Origin of the sequence: Serratia sp. AS12 (assembly GCF_000214195.1) — a bacterium.
Lineage (GTDB): Bacteria > Pseudomonadota > Gammaproteobacteria > Enterobacterales > Enterobacteriaceae > Serratia > Serratia plymuthica.
In genome coordinates, this window is the sequence record NC_015566.1 from 1,975,251 (window position 1) to 1,996,557 (window position 21,307).

27 protein-coding genes are annotated in these 21,307 nt (G+C 54.6%); 10 read left to right on the forward strand and 17 right to left on the reverse strand.

Annotated features, from left to right (window positions below; all coding sequences use genetic code 11):
- Positions 1 to 163 precede the first annotated feature (163 nt).
- Positions 164 to 361, forward strand: coding sequence for a YceK/YidQ family lipoprotein (locus SERAS12_RS09160; protein WP_042437287.1), 198 nt, complete (start codon positions 164 to 166; stop codon positions 359 to 361).
- Here the strand turns inward: SERAS12_RS09160 and SERAS12_RS09165 are convergent.
- Both SERAS12_RS09165 and SERAS12_RS09170 read right to left on the reverse strand, forming a co-directional pair.
- Positions 352 to 912, reverse strand: coding sequence for a GNAT family N-acetyltransferase (locus SERAS12_RS09165; RefSeq protein WP_013812411.1), 561 nt, complete (start codon positions 910 to 912; stop codon positions 352 to 354). The two genes, SERAS12_RS09160 and SERAS12_RS09165, sit on opposite strands and share 10 nt — an antisense overlap.
- A 70-nt stretch (positions 913 to 982) precedes the next feature.
- Complete coding sequence (locus SERAS12_RS09170) at positions 983 to 1,360, reverse strand: MysB family protein (protein ID WP_013812412.1); 378 nt, start codon at positions 1,358 to 1,360, stop codon at positions 983 to 985.
- 211 nt (positions 1,361 to 1,571) lie between these two features.
- Between SERAS12_RS09170 and leuA the strand changes: the two genes are divergently transcribed.
- Positions 1,572 to 3,242, forward strand: a complete 1,671-nt coding sequence (leuA, locus tag SERAS12_RS09175) for a 2-isopropylmalate synthase (RefSeq protein ID WP_013812413.1) — start codon at positions 1,572 to 1,574, stop codon at positions 3,240 to 3,242.
- Here the strand turns inward: leuA and SERAS12_RS09180 are convergent.
- Positions 3,227 to 3,988, reverse strand: a complete 762-nt coding sequence (locus SERAS12_RS09180) for a helix-turn-helix transcriptional regulator (RefSeq protein ID WP_013812414.1) — start codon at positions 3,986 to 3,988, stop codon at positions 3,227 to 3,229. The genes leuA and SERAS12_RS09180 overlap by 16 nt on opposite strands.
- A gap of 140 nt (positions 3,989 to 4,128) precedes the next feature.
- Between SERAS12_RS09180 and SERAS12_RS09185 the strand changes: the two genes are divergently transcribed.
- The 4 genes from SERAS12_RS09185 to SERAS12_RS09200 are packed head-to-tail and all read left to right on the forward strand — an operon-like array spanning position 4,129 to position 5,693.
- Positions 4,129 to 4,440, forward strand: coding sequence for a helix-turn-helix transcriptional regulator (locus SERAS12_RS09185; RefSeq protein ID WP_013812415.1), 312 nt, complete (start codon positions 4,129 to 4,131; stop codon positions 4,438 to 4,440).
- Positions 4,437 to 4,871, forward strand: coding sequence for a YeeE/YedE family protein (locus SERAS12_RS09190; RefSeq protein WP_004942996.1), 435 nt, complete (start codon positions 4,437 to 4,439; stop codon positions 4,869 to 4,871). Before SERAS12_RS09185 ends, SERAS12_RS09190 begins: the two co-directional genes overlap by 4 nt.
- A 4-nt stretch (positions 4,872 to 4,875) precedes the next feature.
- Positions 4,876 to 5,295, forward strand: a complete 420-nt coding sequence (locus SERAS12_RS09195) for a YeeE/YedE family protein (RefSeq protein WP_013812416.1) — start codon at positions 4,876 to 4,878, stop codon at positions 5,293 to 5,295.
- On the forward strand, positions 5,295 to 5,693 hold the full coding sequence (locus tag SERAS12_RS09200) for a VOC family protein (RefSeq protein WP_013812417.1): 399 nt from the start codon (positions 5,295 to 5,297) through the stop codon (positions 5,691 to 5,693). The genes SERAS12_RS09195 and SERAS12_RS09200 overlap by 1 nt, the downstream gene beginning before the upstream one ends.
- A gap of 49 nt (positions 5,694 to 5,742) precedes the next feature.
- Here SERAS12_RS09200 and SERAS12_RS09205 read toward each other — a convergent pair whose 3' ends face one another.
- From SERAS12_RS09205 to SERAS12_RS09220, 4 genes are all read right to left on the reverse strand, one after another.
- A complete protein-coding gene (locus SERAS12_RS09205) occupies positions 5,743 to 7,296 on the reverse strand; it encodes a peptide MFS transporter (protein WP_013812418.1) in 1,554 nt (517 codons plus the stop codon).
- Positions 7,297 to 7,769: 473 nt separating this feature from the next.
- Positions 7,770 to 9,008, reverse strand: a complete 1,239-nt coding sequence (mdtG, locus tag SERAS12_RS09210; RefSeq protein ID WP_013812419.1) for a multidrug efflux MFS transporter MdtG — start codon at positions 9,006 to 9,008, stop codon at positions 7,770 to 7,772.
- 246 nt (positions 9,009 to 9,254) lie between these two features.
- Positions 9,255 to 9,539, reverse strand: a complete 285-nt coding sequence (locus SERAS12_RS09215; protein ID WP_013812420.1) for a YciI family protein — start codon at positions 9,537 to 9,539, stop codon at positions 9,255 to 9,257.
- A gap of 112 nt (positions 9,540 to 9,651) precedes the next feature.
- Entirely contained in the window at positions 9,652 to 10,572 is a 921-nt protein-coding gene (locus tag SERAS12_RS09220; RefSeq protein WP_013812421.1) for a Kdo(2)-lipid IV(A) acyltransferase, read from the reverse strand.
- A 278-nt stretch (positions 10,573 to 10,850) separates the two neighbouring features.
- Between SERAS12_RS09220 and SERAS12_RS09225 the strand changes: the two genes are divergently transcribed.
- A complete protein-coding gene (locus tag SERAS12_RS09225) occupies positions 10,851 to 11,012 on the forward strand; it encodes a hypothetical protein (protein WP_013812422.1) in 162 nt (53 codons plus the stop codon).
- Positions 11,013 to 11,030: 18 nt separating this feature from the next.
- On the opposite strand, the gene SERAS12_RS09230 is transcribed toward SERAS12_RS09225, so the two are convergent.
- Complete coding sequence (locus SERAS12_RS09230; protein ID WP_013812423.1) at positions 11,031 to 12,128, reverse strand: NADH:flavin oxidoreductase/NADH oxidase; 1,098 nt, start codon at positions 12,126 to 12,128, stop codon at positions 11,031 to 11,033.
- Positions 12,129 to 12,335: 207 nt separating this feature from the next.
- Here SERAS12_RS09230 and SERAS12_RS09235 point away from each other — a divergent pair, with 207 nt between their 5' ends.
- Positions 12,336 to 13,403: a rhodanese-related sulfurtransferase gene (locus tag SERAS12_RS09235; RefSeq protein ID WP_013812424.1), complete on the forward strand. Its 1,068-nt coding sequence runs from the start codon at positions 12,336 to 12,338 to the stop codon at positions 13,401 to 13,403.
- 72 nt (positions 13,404 to 13,475) lie between these two features.
- Here the strand turns inward: SERAS12_RS09235 and SERAS12_RS09240 are convergent, their stop codons facing one another.
- Together SERAS12_RS09240 and SERAS12_RS09245 are read right to left on the reverse strand one after the other, a co-directional pair.
- Complete coding sequence (locus SERAS12_RS09240; protein ID WP_004943016.1) at positions 13,476 to 14,054, reverse strand: YceI family protein; 579 nt, start codon at positions 14,052 to 14,054, stop codon at positions 13,476 to 13,478.
- A 23-nt stretch (positions 14,055 to 14,077) separates the two neighbouring features.
- Positions 14,078 to 14,632: a cytochrome b gene (locus tag SERAS12_RS09245; RefSeq protein ID WP_013812425.1), complete on the reverse strand. Its 555-nt coding sequence runs from the start codon at positions 14,630 to 14,632 to the stop codon at positions 14,078 to 14,080.
- A gap of 436 nt (positions 14,633 to 15,068) precedes the next feature.
- On the opposite strand from SERAS12_RS09245, the gene SERAS12_RS09250 reads away from it, so the two are divergent.
- Positions 15,069 to 16,121, forward strand: coding sequence for an AI-2E family transporter (locus SERAS12_RS09250; protein ID WP_013812426.1), 1,053 nt, complete (start codon positions 15,069 to 15,071; stop codon positions 16,119 to 16,121).
- Between the two features lie 110 nt (positions 16,122 to 16,231).
- Here SERAS12_RS09250 and SERAS12_RS25485 read toward each other — a convergent pair whose 3' ends face one another.
- From SERAS12_RS25485 to pyrC, 7 genes are all read right to left on the reverse strand, one after another.
- Positions 16,232 to 16,348 carry a DUF2770 family protein gene (locus tag SERAS12_RS25485; RefSeq protein ID WP_006324655.1) on the reverse strand — a complete coding sequence of 39 codons (117 nt, stop codon included), beginning with the start codon at positions 16,346 to 16,348 and terminating at the stop codon, positions 16,232 to 16,234.
- 112 nt (positions 16,349 to 16,460) lie between these two features.
- Entirely contained in the window at positions 16,461 to 17,087 is a 627-nt protein-coding gene (locus tag SERAS12_RS09260) for a LuxR C-terminal-related transcriptional regulator (RefSeq protein WP_013812427.1), read from the reverse strand.
- Between the two features lie 223 nt (positions 17,088 to 17,310).
- Positions 17,311 to 18,426, reverse strand: a complete 1,116-nt coding sequence (gene solA / locus SERAS12_RS09265; RefSeq protein ID WP_013812428.1) for an N-methyl-L-tryptophan oxidase — start codon at positions 18,424 to 18,426, stop codon at positions 17,311 to 17,313.
- A 144-nt stretch (positions 18,427 to 18,570) separates the two neighbouring features.
- Positions 18,571 to 18,825, reverse strand: coding sequence for a biofilm formation regulator BssS (bssS, locus tag SERAS12_RS09270; RefSeq protein WP_004943025.1), 255 nt, complete (start codon positions 18,823 to 18,825; stop codon positions 18,571 to 18,573).
- A 187-nt stretch (positions 18,826 to 19,012) separates the two neighbouring features.
- Complete coding sequence (locus tag SERAS12_RS09275; protein WP_013812429.1) at positions 19,013 to 19,285, reverse strand: hypothetical protein; 273 nt, start codon at positions 19,283 to 19,285, stop codon at positions 19,013 to 19,015.
- A 139-nt stretch (positions 19,286 to 19,424) separates the two neighbouring features.
- Complete coding sequence (gene dinI, locus SERAS12_RS09280; protein ID WP_006324660.1) at positions 19,425 to 19,664, reverse strand: DNA damage-inducible protein I; 240 nt, start codon at positions 19,662 to 19,664, stop codon at positions 19,425 to 19,427.
- Between the two features lie 78 nt (positions 19,665 to 19,742).
- Positions 19,743 to 20,789, reverse strand: a complete 1,047-nt coding sequence (pyrC, locus tag SERAS12_RS09285; RefSeq protein WP_013812430.1) for a dihydroorotase — start codon at positions 20,787 to 20,789, stop codon at positions 19,743 to 19,745.
- A 224-nt stretch (positions 20,790 to 21,013) separates the two neighbouring features.
- Between pyrC and SERAS12_RS09290 the strand changes: the two genes are divergently transcribed.
- Entirely contained in the window at positions 21,014 to 21,301 is a 288-nt protein-coding gene (locus SERAS12_RS09290) for a putative quinol monooxygenase (protein ID WP_013812431.1), read from the forward strand.
- Positions 21,302 to 21,307 lie beyond the last annotated feature (6 nt).

The following is a 21,307-nucleotide window of genomic DNA, read 5'->3' on the forward strand; positions in this document are numbered from 1 at the left end:
GTTTTTTTTGGTCTTTTGCTTACGCAATGCTGACAAACCGGCGGTGGGAAACTGTGCTAACATCCGCGCAGGGCGTTGTTTATTTTCAAAACAACCAGGTTCAAGAGTCAATTTGGTGAACTTTTCTTCTTTAATCCGCCTGGCGTTGCTGGCGGCAGGCGTAATGGCGTTGACCGGCTGCGGCAGTATCATCAGCCGCACGGTACCCGGTGCCGGGCATGGCCATCAATATTACCCGGGCGTGCAATGGGATCTGCGCGATACGCCCTGGCGCTACATCACGGTGATCGACGTACCGCTGTCGATGGTGGTGGATACCTTTATGTTGCCGTTTGATGCGCAGCACGGGCCTTACGAGTAAATCGGATCCCGAGTGGCGAATACCAGCAACTGATATCCGTGCCGGCCGCAGCGGAAGGGCGCCAGCGCCGTCATCTTCAGCCCTTGCTCGTGGGCGATCAGTGAATGCGGATTGTCGTCGTCAATAAACAGCGCGCCGACATCGAACCCATCGCGGGTGCATGCCTTGACGGCAGCGAACAACTGTTTAAGCACCCCTTTGCCGCGCCAGGCGGTATCAAGGCACACCGGGCCATACAAAAACACCTTCTGCTCACGGAGTGCCCGGCCGTTGAATGACTGACTGCTGAGCGTATCGAGCATCGCATCCACCACCGGTGGGCGCGGCTGCATATCGGTAGGCATCAAGCAGACAAAGCCCGCCAACGCGCGATCTTCAACCGCCACCAGAATGCCCAGACGCCGGTTAATGCTTTCTAGCTGAGCCTCATCCATGCGCGAGACGATAAACCCTTGCCGCTTTTGGCTCTCGCTAAGGTTTGCCGGGGTGTTTTGCGACTGCAGTTGCAGGATAGCGGAGTAATCGGCGCGACATGCCTGGCGGATGATCATGAATCCTCCTGGAAGAACGTTATGGGGTTCGGGCAGGCGCGGATATCGGCCGGTATCCGCGCGGCGTTATTCAGCGTTCGTCCCACTCGTCGGCGGCAGTCTGACCCTCTTCGGTATCCAACGGCGGATCGAGCTGGAAATCACCTTCCTCCCACTCGTGCAGCGTATTTTCCTCTATCCATTCCGCTCTGATTTCCACTTCGTCGTAGTCGCCGTCAAAAATAGCCTGGGCGGCAGCGCCGCTGCGTAGCGTGAAACACTCGACCGATTCCCCTTCTTCCTCAAAGAACTCGGCCTGCCACATGATATCACCGTCCAACATCACGTATTTTTGCAGATTGAACTGTTGCGGTACCGGCGATTCATCGTCATTGCCGCCTTCGGCGGATTCAATAAACTCCTCGCGCGCGGCTTCGATAGCTTCTTCCAGGGTTGCATACAGGCTCATGTCCGTCTCCAGTCACAGTGAGGTTGATGAAAGGGCTTTGGCAGCGCCAAAGCGTCATGACATACGTCAGAAGTAATTGTTGTCTCACTGGCGCAGGATGCAAATTTTTTTGTTGTCCGTTTTGCGACGACGATTGTCCGCTAAGCGGGAGCAGCGAATAACGTGGCGGGAAATAATAAGGCATTGTTTACGACTACCCCAGGAGATCGCCATGTTAACCAACCCTTCAAGCAAATATCGCCCGTTCCCGCCGGTGGCGTTACCGGATCGCCAATGGCCCGGTCGCACCCTTGAGCAGGCGCCGCGTTGGTGCTCCAGCGATCTGCGTGACGGTAACCAGGCGTTGGCGGAACCGATGGATAACGGCCGTAAACGCCAGTTTTACCAGTTGTTGCTGCAGTGCGGGTTTAAAGAAATCGAGGTGGCGTTCCCCTCGGCGTCGCAAACGGATTTTGATTTTGTGCGTTCGCTGATTGAGGAACAGTTAATCCCGGACGATGTCAGCATTCAGGTGTTGACTCAGTCGCGTGACGATCTGATCGATCGCACCTTTGAATCGCTGCGCGGCGCCCCCCGCGCTATCGTGCATTTGTATAACGCCACCGCTCCCATGTTCCGCGAAATTGTTTTCAGGCAGGACAAAGCGGCGACGGTAGCCTTGGCGGTGAATGGCGCGTTGCGCATCCGTCAGCAGTGCGAATTGCAGCCGGAAACGGCCTGGACCTTCGAGTACTCGCCGGAAACCTTCTGCTTTACCGAGTTGGAATTCGCGCTGGAGATTTGCGAGGCGGTGGCCGATGTCTGGCAGCCAGGTCCTGGGCGGCCAATGATCATCAACCTGCCGGCGACAGTGGAGGTCAGTACGCCGAACGTGTATGCCGATCAGATCGAATGGTTTTGCCGCCGCTTCAGCCAGCGTAAACAGGTTACGATCAGCGTGCATCCGCATAACGATCGCGGTACCGGGGTAGCCTGTGCCGAGCTGGCGATGCTGGCCGGTGCCGATCGGGTGGAAGGGTGCCTGTTCGGCAACGGCGAGCGCACCGGCAATGTGGATCTGGTGACGCTGGCGCTCAATCTGTACACCCAGGGTGTTGCGCCGGGACTGGATTTCAGCCAACTGAAGCAGGTGGTTGAGGTGGTTGAACAGTGCAACCAGTTGCCGGTGCATCCGCGTCATCCTTATGCCGGCGAACTGGTTTTCACCGCCTTTTCCGGCTCGCATCAGGATGCCATCAAGAAGGGTTTCGCTGCCCAACAGCAGCGGCAAGACGGCTTGTGGCAGGTGCCTTACTTACCGCTGGATCCGGGTGATGTCGGCTGCAGCTATGAGGCGGTGATCCGGGTTAACAGCCAGTCAGGCAAAAGTGGCGCAGCCTGGTTGCTGGAACAGAATCACGGCCTGTCGTTGCCGCGCGGGCTGCAGATTGATTTCAGCAAAGTGGTGCAACAGGAGACCGACGGCAGCGGTAAAGAGATGACCACCGCCGAATTGTGGCGGCTGTTCCGCACGACTTACGGGCTGGTTGAACAGCCGAGCCTGCAATTGCTGAGTTATCAGACAGAGAGCCATGGCGTGGAAGCTTACAGTTTCAGTGCCAGGGTATTGTTCGAGGAGCAGCAGCAAAGGCTGATGGGCGTGGGGAACGGTTTGCTGTCCAGCGCGGTGGATGCGCTGCGCCAGCGCTTTGGTTTGACGCTGGCGATTGAGGATTATCACGAGCACACCTTGGGCCATCAGAGCCACAGCCGTGCTGTGGCCTATATACGTTGCACTCTGGCACACGGTGAGGCGGCTTATGGCGTTGGGATCGACGTTGATTCCGCCAGCGCTTCGCTGCAGGCGCTGTTTAATGTCGCCGGGCGCTACCTGGCGAAATAAACGCTCGGTGCGACGCCCAGCAGGCGACGGAACATGGCGCTGAAGGCGCTGGGGCTGTCATAACCCAGGTCCAGCGCCACTTCCAGCACCGAGTGACCGGCCGCCAGAGCGTTTAGCGCCGCCAGCAGCCGGGCGCGGCGGACCCAGTCGCCAAAACGCAGTCCGGTTTCACGCTGAAAGCGGCGCGACAACGTGCGGCCGCTGACACTGATATAGCCGGCAGCCTGCTCCAACTCCCAGGGCTGCGCCAGCGATTGCTGAATATGCCTGCACAGCGTCTGCAGGGCTTCGCCGCGTGGTTCCGGCAAATGCAGCGGCAAAATAGGCAAGACGCGCAGCTCGTCCAGGATCAGTTCCATTATCCGCTCTTCGCGCCCACCTGGCGGATAATCCACCGTGATGTCCATTGCGCAGATAATCAGCTCGCGCAGCAGCGGCGAGATTTGCACCACTTCGCACTGCGCCGGCAGATCGGCACGCGCCAAGGGATCGACAAACAGCGCTCTGGCCGCCACCTTGCCGGTGATGCGCAGGCTATGCTCCATCCGTGCCGGCAACCAGACGCCGCGACCTGGCGGCACCACCCAACTGCCCAGGCGGGTGTTTACCTGCACCACGCCGCTAAGGCTGTGGATCAGCTGCGCACAGTTATGGTGGTGAAGGGGCTCGAAATCGCCGTGTTGGTAATCTTTGGCAATCGGCACAATCGACCGGTTGGTGGGCATTAAGTCGTGGCAAAGCAGCATCTGTAGCGGTATCTCCGCGCGGTGGAAAGGCGTAATGGCAGCATGCCACGCCGGAACATTTCGCACCAGTCTCTGGTGCGGCGCCGGACTATAGTCTATAAGAATACAATATATAATTTTATAAATTGTTTGAGGGTTCTATGAATATCGACAGTATGCGGCAGGCGGCAACGCAGGCTGGGGCGCTGTTGCGGGCGCTGGGCAACGAGGATCGCTTGCTGTTGCTGTGCCAGCTCAGCCAGCGTGAGATGTCGGTCGGTGAACTGGCGCAGACGCTGGGGATCCGTCAGCCGACGCTTTCCCAGCAATTGAGCGTATTGCGGCAGGAAGGGCTGGCGTCAACGCGGCGCGAGGGCAAGCAGATTTACTATGCCGTCAGCGATGAAAAAGCGCTGACGATCCTCAGTACCTTGTATCAACTTTATTGCCCGGCTCCGGGAGCGACACTATGACCATTGACTGGCTGCATTTCACGCCGCTTTCCGCACTGGCTGGCGGGGGGATTATCGGCATTGCGGTGGCGCTGCTGTTGGTGTTTAACGGCCGCATCGCCGGTATCAGCGGTATCACCGGCGGCTTGTTGACGCCGGGCGGTACAGAAAAAGCGTGGCGCGGGGCATTTCTTGTCGGGTTGCTGATTTCCCCCTGGTTGTATCGTATTGCCGGCCCTTTACCGGAAATGCCGGTCAGCGGCGGCAGCCTGTGGTTGATGGCTGCGGGGTTGTTGGTCGGCCTGGGCACCCGGCTGGGGGGCGGATGCACCAGCGGCCACGGCGTATGCGGCATGGCGAGGCTGGCGCCGCGTTCGCTGGCCGCCACGGCGGTGTTCATGTTGCTGGGATTTATTACCGTCTGGGTTGTCCGTCACTTGGCAGGGGGCTAAAACCATGTTCAGAATTATATTTGCGCTGCTGAGTGGGGTCATTTTCGGCTTGGGTCTGATTATCGCCGGCATGGCCAACCCGGCCAAGGTGCTGGCCTTTCTCGATATTACCGGCCATTGGGACCCGTCGCTGGCTTTGGTCATGATGGGGGCGATTGCGGTAGCGGTTCCGGCGTTTTTATGGGCCCGGCGTCGACAGCGAACGCTGTTGGGCGAGACGTTGCTCGTTCCCACCAACCGGCGTCTGGATCGCCGTTTACTGGCGGGCAGCGCGCTGTTCGGCATTGGCTGGGGCATGGCGGGTATCTGCCCCGGCCCGGCGTGGGTGCTCGCGGGGGCAGGTTCGTTACCCGGTTGGCTGTTCGTGGCGGCGATGCTGGCGGGCATGGCGCTGTATGAATTCATCATGATACGGAGAAAATAATGCCGATAGCCAACGCGGTGCTGCGTATTGCGCGCCCGACCGATCGTCTGCAGGACATTGCGGCCATGTACTGCGAGGGGCTGGGGTTCGAACGGTTGGGGGAATTTGCCGATCATCAGGGGTTTGACGGCGTAATGGTCGGGCATCCGCAGCACGGCTACCACCTGGAGTTTACCCACCATCGCGGCGTAAGGGTGGGGCTGGCGCCAACGCAGGATCACCTGCTGGTGTTTTATCTGCCGCAAGAAGGTGACTGGCTCGCAGGGTGCCGACGCATGTTGGCCGCCGGTTTTCGGCACGTGGCCTCTTACAATCCTTATTGGGATAACGGCGGGCAGACCTTCGAAGATCTGGACGGTTACCGCGTGGTGCTGCAACGGCAGGCGTGGGGAAAATAAAAAAGCCAGCGCACCGGGCGCTGGCTTGAAGGAGAAAGAGAACGCGTTATCAGGCGTTGGTAGCCGGTTTCTGTTCGCTTTTACCCTGGGTGTTTTCCATCATGCGACGGATAGGGACGATCAGCAGCGTCAGTACTGCGGCGCAGATCAGCAACGCAATCGAGCAGCGGGCGAACAGGTTCGGCAGCATTTCTAACTGATCGGCCTTCACATGGCCGCCAATCAGACCGGCCGCCAGGTTGCCCAAGGCGCTGGCGCAGAACCACAGGCCCATCATCTGACCGCGCATTCTTTCCGGCGCCAGCAGGGTCATGGTCGCTAACCCTATTGGACTTAGGCACAGCTCACCCAGCGTCAGCATCAGAATACTGCCCACCAGCCACAGCGGGGACACGCCCGCACCGCCGTTGCCCAGTACGTTCTGCGCGGCCAGCATCATCAGGCCAAAGCCAGCAGCGGCAAACAGAATACCGATAACAAACTTGGTGATGCTGCTCAGGCGCACTTTGTTACGCGCCAGAGCCGGCCAGGCCCAGCTGAATACCGGTGCCAGCAGGATAATGAACAGGGCGTTGATTGACTGGAACCAGACCGCCGGGATCTCGAAGCCGCCAATCATACGGTTGGTGTAGTCGTTGGCAAACAGGTTGAACGAGGTAGGTTTTTGTTCAAACGCAGACCAGAAGAACGCGGCGGAGACCAACAGGATAAAACACACCAGCAGGCGGGCGCGTTCTTTGCGGCTCAGGCCGGCAAAGGCAAACAGGTAAATAAAGTACAGGGTTACCGACGCGGCAATCACGTAAACCAGCATGCTGGCCACCGCCACCGGATTAATCACGATAACGCCCTGTGCGATCAGGGTGACGATCACCGCCATGCCAACGGCCAATGCGATTAACCAGGCACCGACGCCGTTTTTCTTGGCGACCGGGCTGTTCCAGGTGGAGTCGAGACCGACTTCGCTGTCATAGCGTTTCATGGCCGGAACGGCAAATACCCGGAAGATCACCAGTGCCACCAACATCCCGATACCGCCGATGCCGAAGCCCCAGTGCCAGCCGTGAGAGCGGATCAGCCAGCCAGAAATCAGCGGGGCGATGAATGAGCCCATGTTGATGCCCATATAGAACAGCGAGAAGCCACCGTCCCGGCGGTTGTCGCCTTTCTTGTACAAGGTGCCGACCATTACCGAGATACAGGTTTTGAACAGGCCGGAACCCAGCACGATAAACATCAGGCCGATGAAGAACAGGTTGTTGCCCATGATGGCGGACAACGCGATCGACAGGTGACCGAGCGCGATCAGAATGGAGCCGTACCATACCGCTTTTTGCTGGCCCAGCCAGTTGTCAGCCAGCCAGCCGCCCGGCAAGGCCGCCAGATACATGCTACCGGCGAAAATACCGACGATCGCCGAGGCGTTTTCGCGTGCCAACCCCATGCCACCGTCATAGACCGTGGCGGCCATAAACAGGATCAGTAATGGGCGAATGCCGTAAAACGAGAACCGCTCCCACATTTCGGTAAAGAACAGGGATCCCAGCGGATAAGGATGGCCGAAGAAGGTCCGGCTTTCTTGGTTATTAACAGAGGATTGCATAACGTCTTCCCAATAAAATGCGCCGCACTTATGCGGCTTATACTGTGGTATGTATGTGTATTTAAGGAAGGTGATCCACCCAATGCGGATTACCCGACAAAACCGCAGCCGTAGCGCCCGTTAACCGTGGAAAGCGCGCCGACCTTTTTTCACTTGGCCAGTGATTTACATCTGGCGTGATATTATTTAACCATTTGATAACTGGATGGTGGTTTTGTCTAGTCCCTGTATCCCATTTTTTAGATGAAAAGTCGACAAACATCTCTTTTCTTGGTTTTTATGTTGGTTTGGGAGGGAATGTCATTGACAGCGGGTTTATTGTGCTAAAAGTTAATTACTTTTTTAAAAACAAGCAATTGCATTAAGATTTTTCTGGTTGATGCGGAAAGGGAAACGGCGAAAGGTATCAATACGAAAAGTAGGGTAAACGGACCCTAGCCCCCTTTAAGTGAATCAGTGAGTGATAAATGCGGTTATTGCTCTTCCTGCAGAGTGTCTTCTCTCATTCGTGTCGTCCGGCGTTGCAAACACCACCAGGAATACGCGGCGTTAAACAGCACGACCAGTGCGGTGACGCAAAATACCGCCCGGAAACCGTAGCTGGCGGAGACCGCAGCGCCCAACAGCGGACCGCTGACGTTACCCACGTCGCGAAACGACTGGTTATAACTGAAAATCCGCCCGGCGACCTGATTGCTGCAGTTATAGATCAGCAGCGTTTGCACGGCCGGCAACAGTGCACCGTCGGCGGCGCCAAGCAGGAAGCGCAATACGCCGAGCTGCCACGGCGTTTGTACAAAGGCCATGGGGATCAGCAACAACACCGAGACAATCAGCATAAATACCAGAATGCGCTCAGGGCCAATTCTGTCACCCAGTTTGCCCAGCCGTGGTGCGCTCATCAACGCGGCGACACCGGGCACCGAGGCGATCAGGCCGCTGATAAAAGCCAGATTATGGATGTTGCCGGCCAAGTCGCGCACATACAGCGTTAAAATCGGCGCGATTGATCCGGTGGCAATCTGGATAATCATGGTGGTGACGAACAGGCTGAGTATCAGTTTGGGGTTTTTCAGTGAAGCAAAGACCTGGCGTGCGTGCAGCATGTCTTTTTTCTGCACCGGGGTGAACTGTTCTTTGACGCACAGCAGCGTCAGCACAAAGCAGAGTAACAGCACGGCGGCGGTGATGTAGAACACCGGTCGCAGGCCATATTGGTCGGCCAACAGGCCGCCTATCAGCGGCCCAATCAACGCGCCGCTAACGCCGCCGGTGGACAGGGTGCCCAACGCCCAGCCGCTGCGGTTGCGCGGCACCTGGGTGGCAATCAACGCATTGGCGTTGGGAATAAAACCACCGAGCAAGCCAAGCACCGCGCGCAGGGCCAAAAACTGCCAGATATTCTGCGCCATCCCCATCAGAAGCATCACAATCGACATACCCAATGCCGAGCGCAGCAGCATCAATTTGCGCCCACGACGATCGGCCAACCCGCCCCAGAAGGGGGAGGCAATGGCGGAGAACAGGAAGGTGATGCTGAACACCAGGCCGGACCACATGTTCAGCGCTTCGTGGCCGGTCACGCCGAGCGTTTCTACGTATAACGGCAGGAAGGGCATGATCAGGCTGAAGGCGGCCCCGGTGAGGAAGCATCCCAGCCAAGCGACGAACAGGTTGCGTTTCCAGTTTACTGGTTCTGGTACCGGAGCCATAAATTACCGTTGCAGAAGGTGATGCGCTTTGCTCGCAGGCGAAAACAGGGGGCAAAGCAAGAAAGTTAGCTTGGTAAGTATGCGCCTAATTACAGGTAGCATCAATTGATGTGGCGGGGGTTATTCGGAAAATGAAATAAAGTTTTAAAAATAACGCGTTGCCGGTATTCCGCGCTGGCTGCGCGGAATATGCCGGTGGTTATCAAGCGCCATCGCTGTTGAGGGCAACCTGAAATTCAGAGAGACTTACAGCCCGGCGAGCACGTCAAAACCGTTGCCGGTGGTGGAGGGGGTGAAGTCGGTAATGTCGTAGTTGGCTACCGCGTTGAACGGATCCTGCGCCACGATGGTATCCAACTGCGCACGGTCAATGCCTTTCACCAGAATCACACCGCCGGTACGCGGATTTTTACGTCCGGAGGCGATGAAGGTACCGTCCTGGAAATATTTTTTCAGCCAGGCGACATGTCCCTCGAGATGGCTGTCAACTTCTTCTATCGGGCGATGGTAAGTCAGGCTAACGATATACATAACGGCTCCAGGGTGAAAATAGTGAGTACGATCAGGATGATTACCCTCTCACCATTATCCCCGTTTCTCAATACCCAGAGCACAAAATGACCCGCCATAATGCGGGTTGCGGTCAATATAACGAGGGCTCGCCTTCGGGCCGGGTCTTGAAGCGGCGGTGCAGCCACATGTATTGGTCCGGTGCCATCAGGATCTCTTTTTCCACCACTTTATTCATATACGCGGCGGCCACGAACTCATTGTCCAGCGGGAAGTTTTCCACTGCCGGCTGCATAATCAACTCATAACCTTTGCCATCCGGCAGACGACGCGGGGTAAAGGGAATGATCGCCGGTTTGCCCATCCGCACCAGTATGTAGCTGCCGGTGGTGGTCGCTGCCTTCTCCACGGCAAACAGCGGGGCGAACACACTGCTGCGCGGACCGTAGTCGTGATCCGGTGCATACCAGATGATGTCACCCTGTTTCAGCGCGCGGATCATGCCCTTCACGTCTTTACGGTCCAGCATGGACTTGTTGGAACGCATGCGGCCCCAGGTTTGCAGCCAGTCCATCAGCTTGTTGTCGTGTGGGCGGTAGACGCCGATACCCGGGTTATGAATGCCAAAGATACGTGCGCCCAGTTCCAGCGTAAGAAAATGCAAACCGATCAGCAAAACGCCCTGATGGTTGTCGCGCGCCTTTTGAATGTGCTCCAGCCCGCTGACGTGGAACCAGCGCTCGATACGCCAGTTTGGCCAAAACCAGGCCATACCGGTTTCAAACAGCCCCATGCCGACGGACTCAAAATTTTGCACCAGCAGCGCTTCGCGTTCGGCCTGCGGCATATTAGGGAAGCACAGCGTCAGGTTACGCCGGGCAATCGCCACGCGATGCTTGAGAAAACGCATGGAAAAACGGCCCAGTGAGGTTCCGAGGCGGTAAATAATCGGGTAAGGCAGTAATACCAGCAAATAAAGCAGGCCAATACCGAACCAGGTAAGCCAGTAACGCGGGTGCAATAAAGTGCGATTAAAAGAAGGAACTTGAGTCATGTGTTCTCAGCTTAGAAGCAGTCATTTAACAATAATAACAGAGTAATAGCAGGGTTTATCCTTCAGACGGAGATTTTATTCATCCCGCTTTTTCTGCCGTTTATAACGACCATTGTGACATTTTTCTCGCGCAACGTGAAAAGGCACCGCATTAATACATCATTTTAAGTGATGACTGGACATAACATGATTATTAATTCGGCTAAATCGCTCTAAAGGATAAGGTCTGCGGACAAGAGATGCGTATCATGACCGCGCAATTATTCAGAGGGGGAGTTATGTGGGCATCATGGTTAAGTTCTGGGTTGCTGATCCTTGGGGCATTATTGGGCAGTCTGGGCGCGCACCTGCAGTTTAACCCTCTGCTGGCGGTTGCAGGAGGGGTGCTGTTGGCGGGGATAGTGATTTCCGGTTTTACCGAATGTCGGCTTGGGCGTTGAGCGCCCAAGCCGTGCCTGTCAGTCGTTTTTAAACAGCCCCTTCAATACGTGAGGCTCGCAACGCCAGTACTGTGGCGGTGCGCTGACTTTCTCACCTAACCTGGCGGCGGCGTGCCATGGCCAGCGCGGGTTGTACAAAATGCCGCGCGCTAGCGCCACCATGTCCGCCTGGCCGGTGGAGACAATCGCTTCAGCTTGTTCCGGCTCGGTGATTAGCCCCACGGCGATGGTCGGCAGGCCGCTTTCGCGTTTGATGACTTCGGCAAACGGTACCTGATAACTCGGGCCGACCGGGATCTTCTGCTGAGGCGAAAGGCCGCCGCTGGAGACGTGGATATAATCGCAACCCAACTCTTTCAACGCTTTCGCCAGCGCCACCGATTGCTGTTCATCCCAACCCCCTTCCACCCAATCACTGGCGGAAACCCGCACGCCGAGCGCTTTTCTCGCCGGGAACACCGCGCGCACTTCACTGAAAATCTCCAGCAGCAAGCGCATGCGATTTTGCAACGAGCCGCCGTATTGATCGTTGCGCTGGTTGGCCAGGGGGGAAAGGAACTGGTGCAGCAGATAGCCGTGCGCGCCATGAAGTTCAATCAGCTCGAAGCCCAGGCGATCGGCGCGTTTTGCCGCCGCAATGAACTGCGCTTTCAACCGTTCGATATCGTTCAGACTCATCGCTGCAGGGGGGGCATCATGCGGTGAGAAGGGCAGGGTGGAGGCGGATTGGGTTTGCCAGCCACCGCGTGCGGCGCTGAGTTGCCCGCCGCCCTCCCAGGGAATGCCGTAGGAGGCCTTGCGGCCAGCGTGGGAGAGTTGAATGCCTAATGGCATGGAGGCGTGTTTTCTCACTGCCTGCACCACCTGCGCCAGCGCCTGTTCGGTAGCATCGTCCCACAGGCCGAGATCGCTGGGCGTGATGCGCCCTTCAGGCGCGACTGAGGTGGCCTCTACGATCAATAACCCTGCGCCCGACAATGACAGCTGGCCGAGATGCATGGTGTGCCATTCGGTGGCTTTGCCCTCGTCGGCAGAATATTGGCACATAGGGGCGATAATAATACGGTTGGGTAAATCCAGCTCCCCCAGTGAAATCGGGGTAAATAACTGACTCATGACGTCCTCCGGATCCGTGGTAAAGAGAAAGCAAACTACCCTTAGGCTTATCGGGGTTTGTGACGGGCGTCAAGTTTCCAGCGTTAAACATTGCCGCCGGGCTAATGCTGTTTTGAGCGACATTTTCGGGTATTATGTGCGCCGCGCGTGGGCCTGCGGCCCGCGAGTTCAAAATAAGCCACCTCCCGAAAGACAGGAAAGTACACCATGCCAGTGTTACATAACCGAATTTCTAATGAGGAACTGAAGGCGCGCATGCTGGCGGAAACAGAGCCACGCACCACAGTTTCTTTTTATAAATACTTCGCCATCGACGATCCCAAAGCGTTTCGCGACAGCCTGTACGTTGAGTTTGACAAGCTGAAGGTATTTGGCCGCATTTATGTGGCCAAAGAGGGCATCAACGCGCAGATCAGCGTGCCGCAGAACAAGTTCGACGCGTTTAAAGCCGCTCTGTTTGCCTCGCACCCGGCGCTGGATCAGGTGCGCCTGAATATCGCCTTGGAAGATGACGGTAAATCCTTCTGGGTGCTGCGCCTTAAGGTGCGCGATCGCATCGTCGCCGATGGGATTGACGATGAGAGCTTCAACCCGGCGAATGTGGGTGAGTATTTGCAGGCCGATCGCGTCAACCAGATGATCGACGATCCGGATACGCTGTTTGTGGATATGCGTAACCATTACGAATATGAAGTCGGCCACTTTGAGAACGCCATCGAAGTGCCTTCAGACACTTTCCGCGACCAACTGCCGATGGCGGTTGAGATGCTGCAGGACAATAAAGACAAAAATATTGTCATGTACTGCACCGGCGGTATTCGCTGTGAAAAAGCCAGTGCCTACATGCTGCATAACGGCTTCAAAAACGTCTACCACGTGGAAGGCGGGATTATCGAGTACGCACGCAAAGCGAAAGAGCAGGGATTGCCGCTGAAGTTTGTCGGCAAGAACTTTGTGTTCGACGAGCGCATGGGGGAGCGGATTTCTGACGATGTGATCGCCAATTGTCACCAGTGCGGCGCCGCCTGCGATACTCACACCAACTGCAAGAATGACGGCTGTCATTTGCTGTTTATTCAGTGCCCGACCTGCGCCGCCAAATTTGAAGGTTGTTGCAGCGAGATCTGCCGCGAAGAGCTGAAGTTGCCGCGTGAAGAACAGCGCGCTCGCCGAGCCGGTCGTGAAAATGGCATCAAGATTTTCAATAAGTCGAAAGGGTTGTTGCAGACCACGATGCTCATTCCGGCACCTGAGGATGAAGGCCCAGCAAGCTGAGCCAATGATAAGCGCGGCAGATTTGCCGCGCTTTATACCCGTCGCCTTTCAAGCAACTCATAGAACGTAGTATTACTTCGCGCGTACGCCTTCGACAGAAATAATCAGCTCAACATCCTGCGATGCCGGGCCAAGATCGGTAGTGATGCCGAAGTCTTTCAGCTTGATTTTACCGTTGGCCGCAAAGCCGGCGCGGTAGCCACCCCATGGGTCATTACCCTGGCCGATCAGTTTGGCGTCCAACGTGACCGGTTTGGTAACGCCGTTCAGCGTCAGATTACCGACCACTGCATAACCGTCACCGCTCTTTTTCACTTCGGTGGATTCAAACTTGGCCTGTTTGTTCTTTTCCACGTTCAAAAACTCTGCACTGCGCAGATGTTTGTCGCGTTCGGCGTGATTGGTGTCGACGCTGGCGGTATTGATAGTGACGTTAACCTTGTCCTTGGACGGATCTTTTTCGTCGAAGGTGAAGCCGCCGTCAAAGTCTTTGAAGGTGCCGTACAACCAGCTGTAACCCAGGTGCTGGATGCGGAATTCGATAAAGGCGTGTTGCCCTTGTTTGTCAATTTTGTAGTCGGCAGCCAGTGCGGAACCGGCGCTCAGCAGCAGTGCGCCTGCGGTCAGGCCCAATACGGTTTTCTTCAACATAGCAATCTCCATAAATCCAAAGGTTAATCGGCGCTGCTACCCAGCATCCGTTTCAAAGTCACATCACGATCAATAAAGTGATGTTTAAGCGCAGCCAGGCCGTGCAGTAGCGAGAGTACGACGACGGTCCAGGCCAGATAAAGGTGGATAGTGCCGGCAGTATCGGCCTGTTCAGCCATGCCGGTGACCGTGGCGGGGATGTCGAACCAGCCGAAAACGCTGATCGCCTGGCCGTCGGCGGTGGAAATCAGATAGCCACTGATCAGGATGCTGAATAGCACAACATACAGCGCGATATGAGCCAGTATCGCACTGATGCGGGTAAAGCGACCGTAGCTGGCCAGCGGTTTTGGCGGCGGTGAAACGAAACGCCAGACCACCCGAACTACCATGACGATGAACAACAGTGTACCGATGCTTTTATGAATTTCCGGTGCCTGGTGATACCAGACATCGTAATAGCCCAGCGTGACCATCCATAAGCCCAGGGCAAACATGCCGTAAACCGTCAGCGCAACCAGCCAATGGATTAGCACTGAAATATGACCAAAACGGCTGGCGGTATTTTTCCAAAGCATCTTGTTTCCTTACATTCATCATTTTCTGGGTGCAATAATTAAACTTTAAGAAACATAAAATCAATAATAAATTTAACTATGTTACTTCTTTAGAATATTAATCAGTGAATTTGCGGAAGATTGCGGGAAGTTAATCAGTGAAATCGTCGTAGTGAATATCGTCATTTGAGTGTGTTTTTTATTTACTCATTGAAATTAAATGATTTTATTTATTTATGTCAGCTTTTGTCATTTTGCGTAAATACGGTCTTTTTTTAACAAATAATCCGCTAGCAAAGAGTGCCGATTATTTCCAGTCTGATTTTAGCAAGGGGGCGGATTTTCTTGCTGGCAGGTGTTTATCGGCAGTTTACCTGCGCGGCAGCGGCAGAGTTTGCTAACATAAGAGGCATTTGGTGGCCTTGTGGGCCTGGATTGTCAATACAAAGGAAATGTCATGAGCCGAACCCTTTTGACCGATCGCAGCCTGCGTCTGGCCATTATGTTGGCGATGCTGGTGATTATCCTTGCCGGTATTAAAGCGGCGGCAGACATCGTGGTGCCGTTCATGCTGGCGGTATTTCTGGCGATGGTACTGAACCCGCTGGTGGCGCAACTCGAACGCTGGCGGATACCGCGCGTGTTGGGGGTTAGCTTATTGGTGGTGGCTGTGGTGGTGGTGCTGATGCTGTTTATCGGCATGCTGGGTGCCTCGTTGAATGAGCTTGCCCGTTCATTGCCGCAATACCGCGGCATGATGATGGAAAAACTGCGCGAGTTACAACATTACGCCGATCGTTTCAACATTACCGTGTCCACCGTGGCGATGCTGCAGTATGTCGATCCCAGCGCAGCGATGAACCTGGTGACTCGTCTGCTGAGTCACCTTTCCGGCGCTATGACCAATATATTCCTGTTGCTGATGACCGTGGTGTTTATGTTGTTTGAAGTACAGTTGCTGCCTTACAAGCTGCAACAGGCGTTGGACAAGCCCAGCGAGGGGATTGCCAATATTCAGCGCGCGCTGGAGGGGGTAACCCGTTATCTGGTGATCAAAACGGCGATCAGTCTGGCGACCGGCATTATTGTCTGGGTGTTCCTTGCTGCGGTCGGCGTACGCTTTGCATTTATCTGGGGGTTACTGGCATTTTTGCTGAATTATATTCCCAATATAGGTTCGGTGATTGCCGCCATTCCGCCATTGATTCAGGCTCTGTTGTTTAACGGCTTTGGTGATGCGTTAGTGGTGGCGGGGGGCTTTATCACGATCAATCTGGTGATTGGCAATATGCTGGAGCCGAGGATCATGGGGCGAGGGCTGGGGTTGTCTACGCTGGTGGTCTTTCTTTCGCTGATTTTCTGGGGATGGCTGATGGGGCCGGTAGGCATGTTGCTCTCGGTACCGCTGACGATTATTGCCCGTATCGCGCTGGAAAACACTGACGGGGGGCATAAAATGGCCATTATCCTCGGCGATGGTCGGCCGGGCAAGAAAGTTACTCCGGAGTAAAGAACAAAATCAGAAGGGAGGCTGGCGCATAGTGCATCCGTGGCAGCAACCTGCCGGGGCTTAGAAACGCCTGAAACACACATGGGGGAAGGTTAGCGTAGCGCCTTGAGTCAGGTCATAAAGAAGAAATAGACATCGAGCGCCAGCACCAGTAGCCACAGACAGAGGTACAGCACCAGATGTTCGCGTACATTGTTGACGATCGCCGACAGTATTTTGTTTAGCATTCTAAGCAGCCAAAAGGTTAGGATCGCTGATTATAGTATTTTTGTAGCCAACGTTAATACTGCGAAAGGGCAAAGTGTGGGAGCAGAGGTGAATTTCACCTCTTTGAACAGGTTATACGGCCAGCAGAGACAGTGACATCGGGGCGGCCGGCGCGCTTGGCGGATAGAAATAACGCAGTACATTATAAAGAGAGTAAAACTCCAACCGGTTGCGGGCGTTGATTTTTTCCGTGATATGGCGTTTGTGAACATACACCGTGTGTGAGCTGATTTGCAGCTTTTTCGCGATGCGGTAATTCGGCATTTCCGCCATCCAGTGTTTCATCACCGTCAGTTCTTGCGGGCTGAACAGGGAGTGTTCAACGCCAGCATCCATCAGTGCAACAGGTTTTTCCCTCAGCATACGCAGGGTAACGGGCAAAATACTTTTGTTGAACAGGAAAGCGTTATCAGCGATGCGCATCGGCGTTTCGCTGTAGGGATAAGGCGTGTCCAGATAAATAAACAGCAGCGCAGAGGGGCTGGCCTCAATAAAAGCCTGCAACTGAGTATCGTCGTCGTTATAGCGGCAATGCTTCGTCAGGTTTACCAGGATATGGCTCGGCTGGTAACTGCTCAGCAGCGGCATCGCCTGCTCAATGCTGTGACAACAGGTGGTCTGAGCGAAAACATGGTCAGAAAAATAGTTGTCGATTCCGACCCGGGTGAAGCAGCATTCGTCCACGACAAGCAGTTTCATGGTGACGTCCTTGTTGATCGAAAAATTACTTGGGCATATCAGCTGTAAAATAAGACTTACACCATAGAGTATCAATTCGGAAATCCGGATACTTGTGTCAGAAATTTCCGTGGCCAGATTTTTTATATGATTTTTTAATGAGTTATAGGCGTGGTGAATTGTAACCGAGGGGTGAGCCGCAGCCCGCGTGGGTTAGCGGGTGCGGTTCGTGAATGGGAAAAGCTTAATTAAAACGTTTTAGCGTAAAGGGTGAAATGTCCACCGGCGGGTTTTTATCTTCGGCAAACAGGGCGGCGATCTCACCCAACACGCTGGCAAACTTGAAACCATGGCCGCTCAGACCGCTGATGACCATCAGTCGATCGCATCCCGGGACGGTATCGATAATAAAATCTTCATCCGGACTCATATCGTAACTGCATGCTTCCCCATGTAAACATACCCCTACACCCGGTAAAAATTGGCGCAGGAATTGGAAGACTTCAGTGCCATCACTGGTAAAACTGCCGAAAGGTTTGCGTTGCTCTGGCGCATCCATCTCCTGGCCGCCGTCATGCTTACCCACTTTCAGCCCGTCGTTATCGGCGGGAAAACCGTAATAATGGTTGCCGTCCTGAGCCTCAACGGTAAAAGCCGGGAAACGGTTATTGACGCTGTAACGGCCATCCGCCTGATGCCATGAAAATACTTTCCGCAGCGGTGCGATCGGTAACTGCGGCAGCAGAGCTTTTACCCAGGTGCCGGCGGTAACCACCGCTTTTCGGCCCTGGAAGCGGCCTTCAGAGGTGACCACTTCGACACCGCCATCAATAGGTTCCACTGCGCTGACAGGGCAATTGAACAGCTGGCTACAGCCGGCTTCATTAGCCAGTTTGATCAGGCTGGCGACGGCCTGTTCCGAGCGCAGGAACCCGGCATCGGGCTCAAACACGCCAATGTAGCCCTCAGGCGCATTGAATTCGGGCCAACGCTGGTTAATCTGCTCTGCACTAAGGTTTTGCGTGTTGAGGCGGAACTTTTGCGCGCTGCGTTGGGCATTGTTGATGAATTCAGAATGCTGCGGCCCGAGGTTCAGTACTCCGCAGGCCTGAAACAGTTCTTCGCCGGTTTGCTGAATCAGTGCGTTCCACAGGGCCTGGGCACGCAGAATCAGTGGCACATACTTTTCACCTTCGCCATAGGCATGGCGGATGATTCGTGTATCGCCGTGGTGGCTGCCGTTACGGTGTGGGGGCATAGCGCTGTCGATCATTAATACTTTCAAGCCGGATCTCGTAGCATAGTAACCCGCCGCTGCGCCTACCGAACCGCTGCCCACAACAATTAAGTCATATTCCACGTGCCGTAACCTCTCTGATATACGTTTCTTATCGGGCTATGATAAAAGGTTGGGCGAAGCAATGCACCCGTTGCGCTGCTGTGCCGGTAAAGAAAAAGGCGCCAGAGATAATCGCTGGCGCCTTAGGCTTTTTGGAGCAGAAAATTAGTGCTTTTTACGATCAAGGTCCTGGTAATCCGTTGCTTCAATCTTGGCAATGCCGGCTTCTAAAATATTGATTAATTGGCGTGCGACATCTGTAGTTAACCAAAGCGTTCTGTCTACTTGGGCTTCTTCTGGCGTCTGGTCTAGTGAAGACAGGTAATGAAGGCGTATCATCATGGCGTCATAAACGTCGACAGTACTAATATCCCAACCAACAAGCGGGTGTGTCTGAATTACTTCATCATTTCTGTCCATAAAGACCCCTTATTGAGTAGTAACTAACGTGAGTGACTAACGAGGATCAATGCGGCTCATCATCATGTGAGCAATTACAGTATACGCATATGGTTTCTGCGGTGGGGTTTTTCCATCCTTTTTTGCAAAATAAATATAATTATTCTACTGGCTGGCCAAGGAGGCCTGCGTGACGGGCATGCGGCAATCATTCAGCATCAGGAGGCGTGCTGTGTAACCGTTTCTCAAGCTCTGCGGCCAGATGCGCGAAATGTTGCTGCGTTTCGGCATCGCGATTCTGATTTTGCGCTTCCAGTTTCAGGCTGTGGATCAGCAATTGATTGGCTTTGTCATCCAGACCAAAAGCCAGATAGGAGAACGCGACTTCCAATACGTTCAAGCGCCGTTTTTGATCGCCAATCAGCGCCAGCAGCTCGCCAAAAGTCATCGTTTCTTCAGATTTTATCTTGTCCGGGACCATGTCAAACACCTCCTGTTAAAAACATTCAGTACAGACCAGATAAGGCTTTTCTTCCAGCATAAAATTGAAGGAGGGTGAGTGAGGCTTCAAAAGCAAAAAAGCCGGGGAGCGACCCCCCGGCAAAAACAGCATTGCAGTGTTATTCTGCGCTGAACCACTCGTCTGCGCTTTCCCAGGTTTCCTGGAGGATTTCAGCGATAAGGTCTTTATCCGTTTTTAGGCCGCCAAGCACAGAAAGTCCGTTGGAACCGGCATAACGGACCTGAACTACGGCATCTGGAAATTGACGATTTACCCGCTTGCCCAGCTCGCCGGTCAGGGCTTCAATTGCCCCTGGCGGTAGCGGTCTGGTTTTATCTATAGTGACTTCAACACGCATGATTGCCCCCGAAGCGATTTACTGGTTATTTATACAGTTAAGTTCGTGCGGGAGCAAGAGGTTGCGTTAAAAAAGATTTTACGCCTTCACTGACCAGCTCAGGGTCTCTCCAGCCAGGAATGGCACAACCGTTTCTTTCCCCATGGCTATCTCTTCCGGTTGCGTCGTCGGTACACGTTGCAGTTCGATAAAGTCGGCATTGACCGGCAGGCCATAAAAACGCGGGCCGTTCAGCGAGCAGAAGGCCTCCAGATGTTCCAGCGCGCCCAGTTGTTCGAATACGCTGGCATAGGCCGGAATTGCATTCGGGGCGTTAAATACGCCGGCACAGCCACAGCTAGACTCTTTGCGGTGCTTGGCATGCGGTGCCGAGTCGGTGCCGAGGAAGAAGCGTTCTGAACCGCTGGCGACGGCTTTACGCAGCGCATCCTGATGAATGTTGCGTTTCAGGATCGGCAGGCAGAACAAGTGCGGACGGATACCACCAACCAGCATATGGTTGCGGTTAAACATCAGGTGTTGCGGGGTGATTGTGGCGCCAAGGAAACGATTGCCTTCCTGCACATACTGAGCCGCTTCTTTGGTCGTGATGTGCTCGAAGACGATTTTCAACTCTGGGAACTGCCGGCGGATGGGTTCCATAACCTGTTCAATAAAGCGCGCCTCGCGATCGAAGATATCTACGGCTGCGTCGGTCACTTCACCGTGGATCAGCAGCGGCATACCGATTTTCTGCATTTGTTCAAACAGCGGGTAGATGCCTTTCACATCGCTGACACCCTGGCTGGAGTTGGTGGTGGCGTTGGCAGGATATAACTTGGCGGCGGTGAACACGCCTTGCTCAAAGCCATTGACCAGTTCGGTAGCGGCCAGCGAGTTGGTCAGATAGCAAGTCATCAATGGGGTGAAATCGTGATCCTGAGGTACTGCGGCCAGAATGCGGTCACGATAAGCCCGTGCAGCGTCTACGGTAGTGATTGGCGGAGCCAGATTCGGCATCACAATCGCCCGGCCAAATACCTGACTGGTATAGGGCAGAACCGTTTTCAGCATGTCGTCATCACGCAGATGGATGTGCCAGTCGTCAGGGCGGCGGATTTTCAGGGCTTGAGGTTGTGCGGTCATGTTGCAAGGCTCCGGCGGTCAGAAACACGTCTATATAAAAGCGAATAATGGGGGTTATTCACGCCGGGGTATAAGGATAAGCTGAAAGCGTCTTTGATGCATCTGTTTGTTCACGCCAAGTTGAAATCAATTGGCTTTCGGGCGCATAGTGACAGGGATTTTAACGATCCCCGCGTCATAACTGCTGGGTTATCAACGTTTATCATGTGGAATGGGAGAAAGAAATGGAAGTACGAGTTATTGCCACCCTGCAGGCGAAACCTGAATTTGTGTCCGCCGTCAGCGACACTGTGCATGAGATTATAGAACCAAGCCGTCAGGAACTGGGCAATCTGCAGTATGATCTGCACCGCGATCTGGAACAGCCTGGCACCTTCGTGTTCTTCGAGCGTTGGGCAAGCGCAGAAGCGTTGGAAAAACACAACGCCACTGAGCACTTTAAACAATTTGTCAGCCAGCTCGACGGCAAGCTGGACTTGCTGGATATCAAACAATTGAAAAAAATTGCCTGAACCGAT

Excerpts from the sequence above, each read along its gene's own strand:
- leuA (WP_013812413.1), top strand. The coding sequence starts at position 1,572 with ATGTTAACCAACCCTTCAAGCAAATATCGCCCGTTCCCGCCGGTGGCG.
- SERAS12_RS09240 (WP_004943016.1), bottom strand. The coding sequence starts at position 14,054 with ATGTTGAAGAAAACCGTATTGGGCCTGACCGCAGGCGCACTGCTGCTG.
- SERAS12_RS09250 (WP_013812426.1), top strand. The coding sequence starts at position 15,069 with ATGAGCCGAACCCTTTTGACCGATCGCAGCCTGCGTCTGGCCATTATG.
- SERAS12_RS09185 (WP_013812415.1), top strand. The coding sequence starts at position 4,129 with ATGAATATCGACAGTATGCGGCAGGCGGCAACGCAGGCTGGGGCGCTG.
- SERAS12_RS09225 (WP_013812422.1), top strand. The coding sequence starts at position 10,851 with ATGTGGGCATCATGGTTAAGTTCTGGGTTGCTGATCCTTGGGGCATTA.
- SERAS12_RS09230 (WP_013812423.1), bottom strand. The coding sequence starts at position 12,128 with ATGAGTCAGTTATTTACCCCGATTTCACTGGGGGAGCTGGATTTACCC.
- SERAS12_RS09200 (WP_013812417.1), top strand. The coding sequence starts at position 5,295 with ATGCCGATAGCCAACGCGGTGCTGCGTATTGCGCGCCCGACCGATCGT.
- SERAS12_RS09195 (WP_013812416.1), top strand. The coding sequence starts at position 4,876 with ATGTTCAGAATTATATTTGCGCTGCTGAGTGGGGTCATTTTCGGCTTG.
- SERAS12_RS09275 (WP_013812429.1), bottom strand. The coding sequence starts at position 19,285 with ATGGTCCCGGACAAGATAAAATCTGAAGAAACGATGACTTTTGGCGAG.
- SERAS12_RS09245 (WP_013812425.1), bottom strand. The coding sequence starts at position 14,632 with ATGCTTTGGAAAAATACCGCCAGCCGTTTTGGTCATATTTCAGTGCTA.
- dinI (WP_006324660.1), bottom strand. The coding sequence starts at position 19,664 with ATGCGTGTTGAAGTCACTATAGATAAAACCAGACCGCTACCGCCAGGG.
- pyrC (WP_013812430.1), bottom strand. The coding sequence starts at position 20,789 with ATGACCGCACAACCTCAAGCCCTGAAAATCCGCCGCCCTGACGACTGG.
- SERAS12_RS09205 (WP_013812418.1), bottom strand. The coding sequence starts at position 7,296 with ATGCAATCCTCTGTTAATAACCAAGAAAGCCGGACCTTCTTCGGCCAT.
- SERAS12_RS09190 (WP_004942996.1), top strand. The coding sequence starts at position 4,437 with ATGACCATTGACTGGCTGCATTTCACGCCGCTTTCCGCACTGGCTGGC.
- SERAS12_RS09220 (WP_013812421.1), bottom strand. The coding sequence starts at position 10,572 with ATGACTCAAGTTCCTTCTTTTAATCGCACTTTATTGCACCCGCGTTAC.
- SERAS12_RS09170 (WP_013812412.1), bottom strand. The coding sequence starts at position 1,360 with ATGAGCCTGTATGCAACCCTGGAAGAAGCTATCGAAGCCGCGCGCGAG.
- SERAS12_RS09180 (WP_013812414.1), bottom strand. The coding sequence starts at position 3,988 with ATGCTGCTTTGCCACGACTTAATGCCCACCAACCGGTCGATTGTGCCG.
- SERAS12_RS09235 (WP_013812424.1), top strand. The coding sequence starts at position 12,336 with ATGCCAGTGTTACATAACCGAATTTCTAATGAGGAACTGAAGGCGCGC.
- bssS (WP_004943025.1), bottom strand. The coding sequence starts at position 18,825 with ATGGACAGAAATGATGAAGTAATTCAGACACACCCGCTTGTTGGTTGG.
- SERAS12_RS09165 (WP_013812411.1), bottom strand. The coding sequence starts at position 912 with ATGATCATCCGCCAGGCATGTCGCGCCGATTACTCCGCTATCCTGCAA.
- mdtG (WP_013812419.1), bottom strand. The coding sequence starts at position 9,008 with ATGGCTCCGGTACCAGAACCAGTAAACTGGAAACGCAACCTGTTCGTC.
- SERAS12_RS09260 (WP_013812427.1), bottom strand. The coding sequence starts at position 17,087 with ATGAAACTGCTTGTCGTGGACGAATGCTGCTTCACCCGGGTCGGAATC.
- SERAS12_RS09160 (WP_042437287.1), top strand. The coding sequence starts at position 164 with ATGGCGTTGACCGGCTGCGGCAGTATCATCAGCCGCACGGTACCCGGT.
- SERAS12_RS25485 (WP_006324655.1), bottom strand. The coding sequence starts at position 16,348 with ATGCTAAACAAAATACTGTCGGCGATCGTCAACAATGTACGCGAACAT.
- SERAS12_RS09215 (WP_013812420.1), bottom strand. The coding sequence starts at position 9,539 with ATGTATATCGTTAGCCTGACTTACCATCGCCCGATAGAAGAAGTTGAC.
- SERAS12_RS09290 (WP_013812431.1), top strand. The coding sequence starts at position 21,014 with ATGGAAGTACGAGTTATTGCCACCCTGCAGGCGAAACCTGAATTTGTG.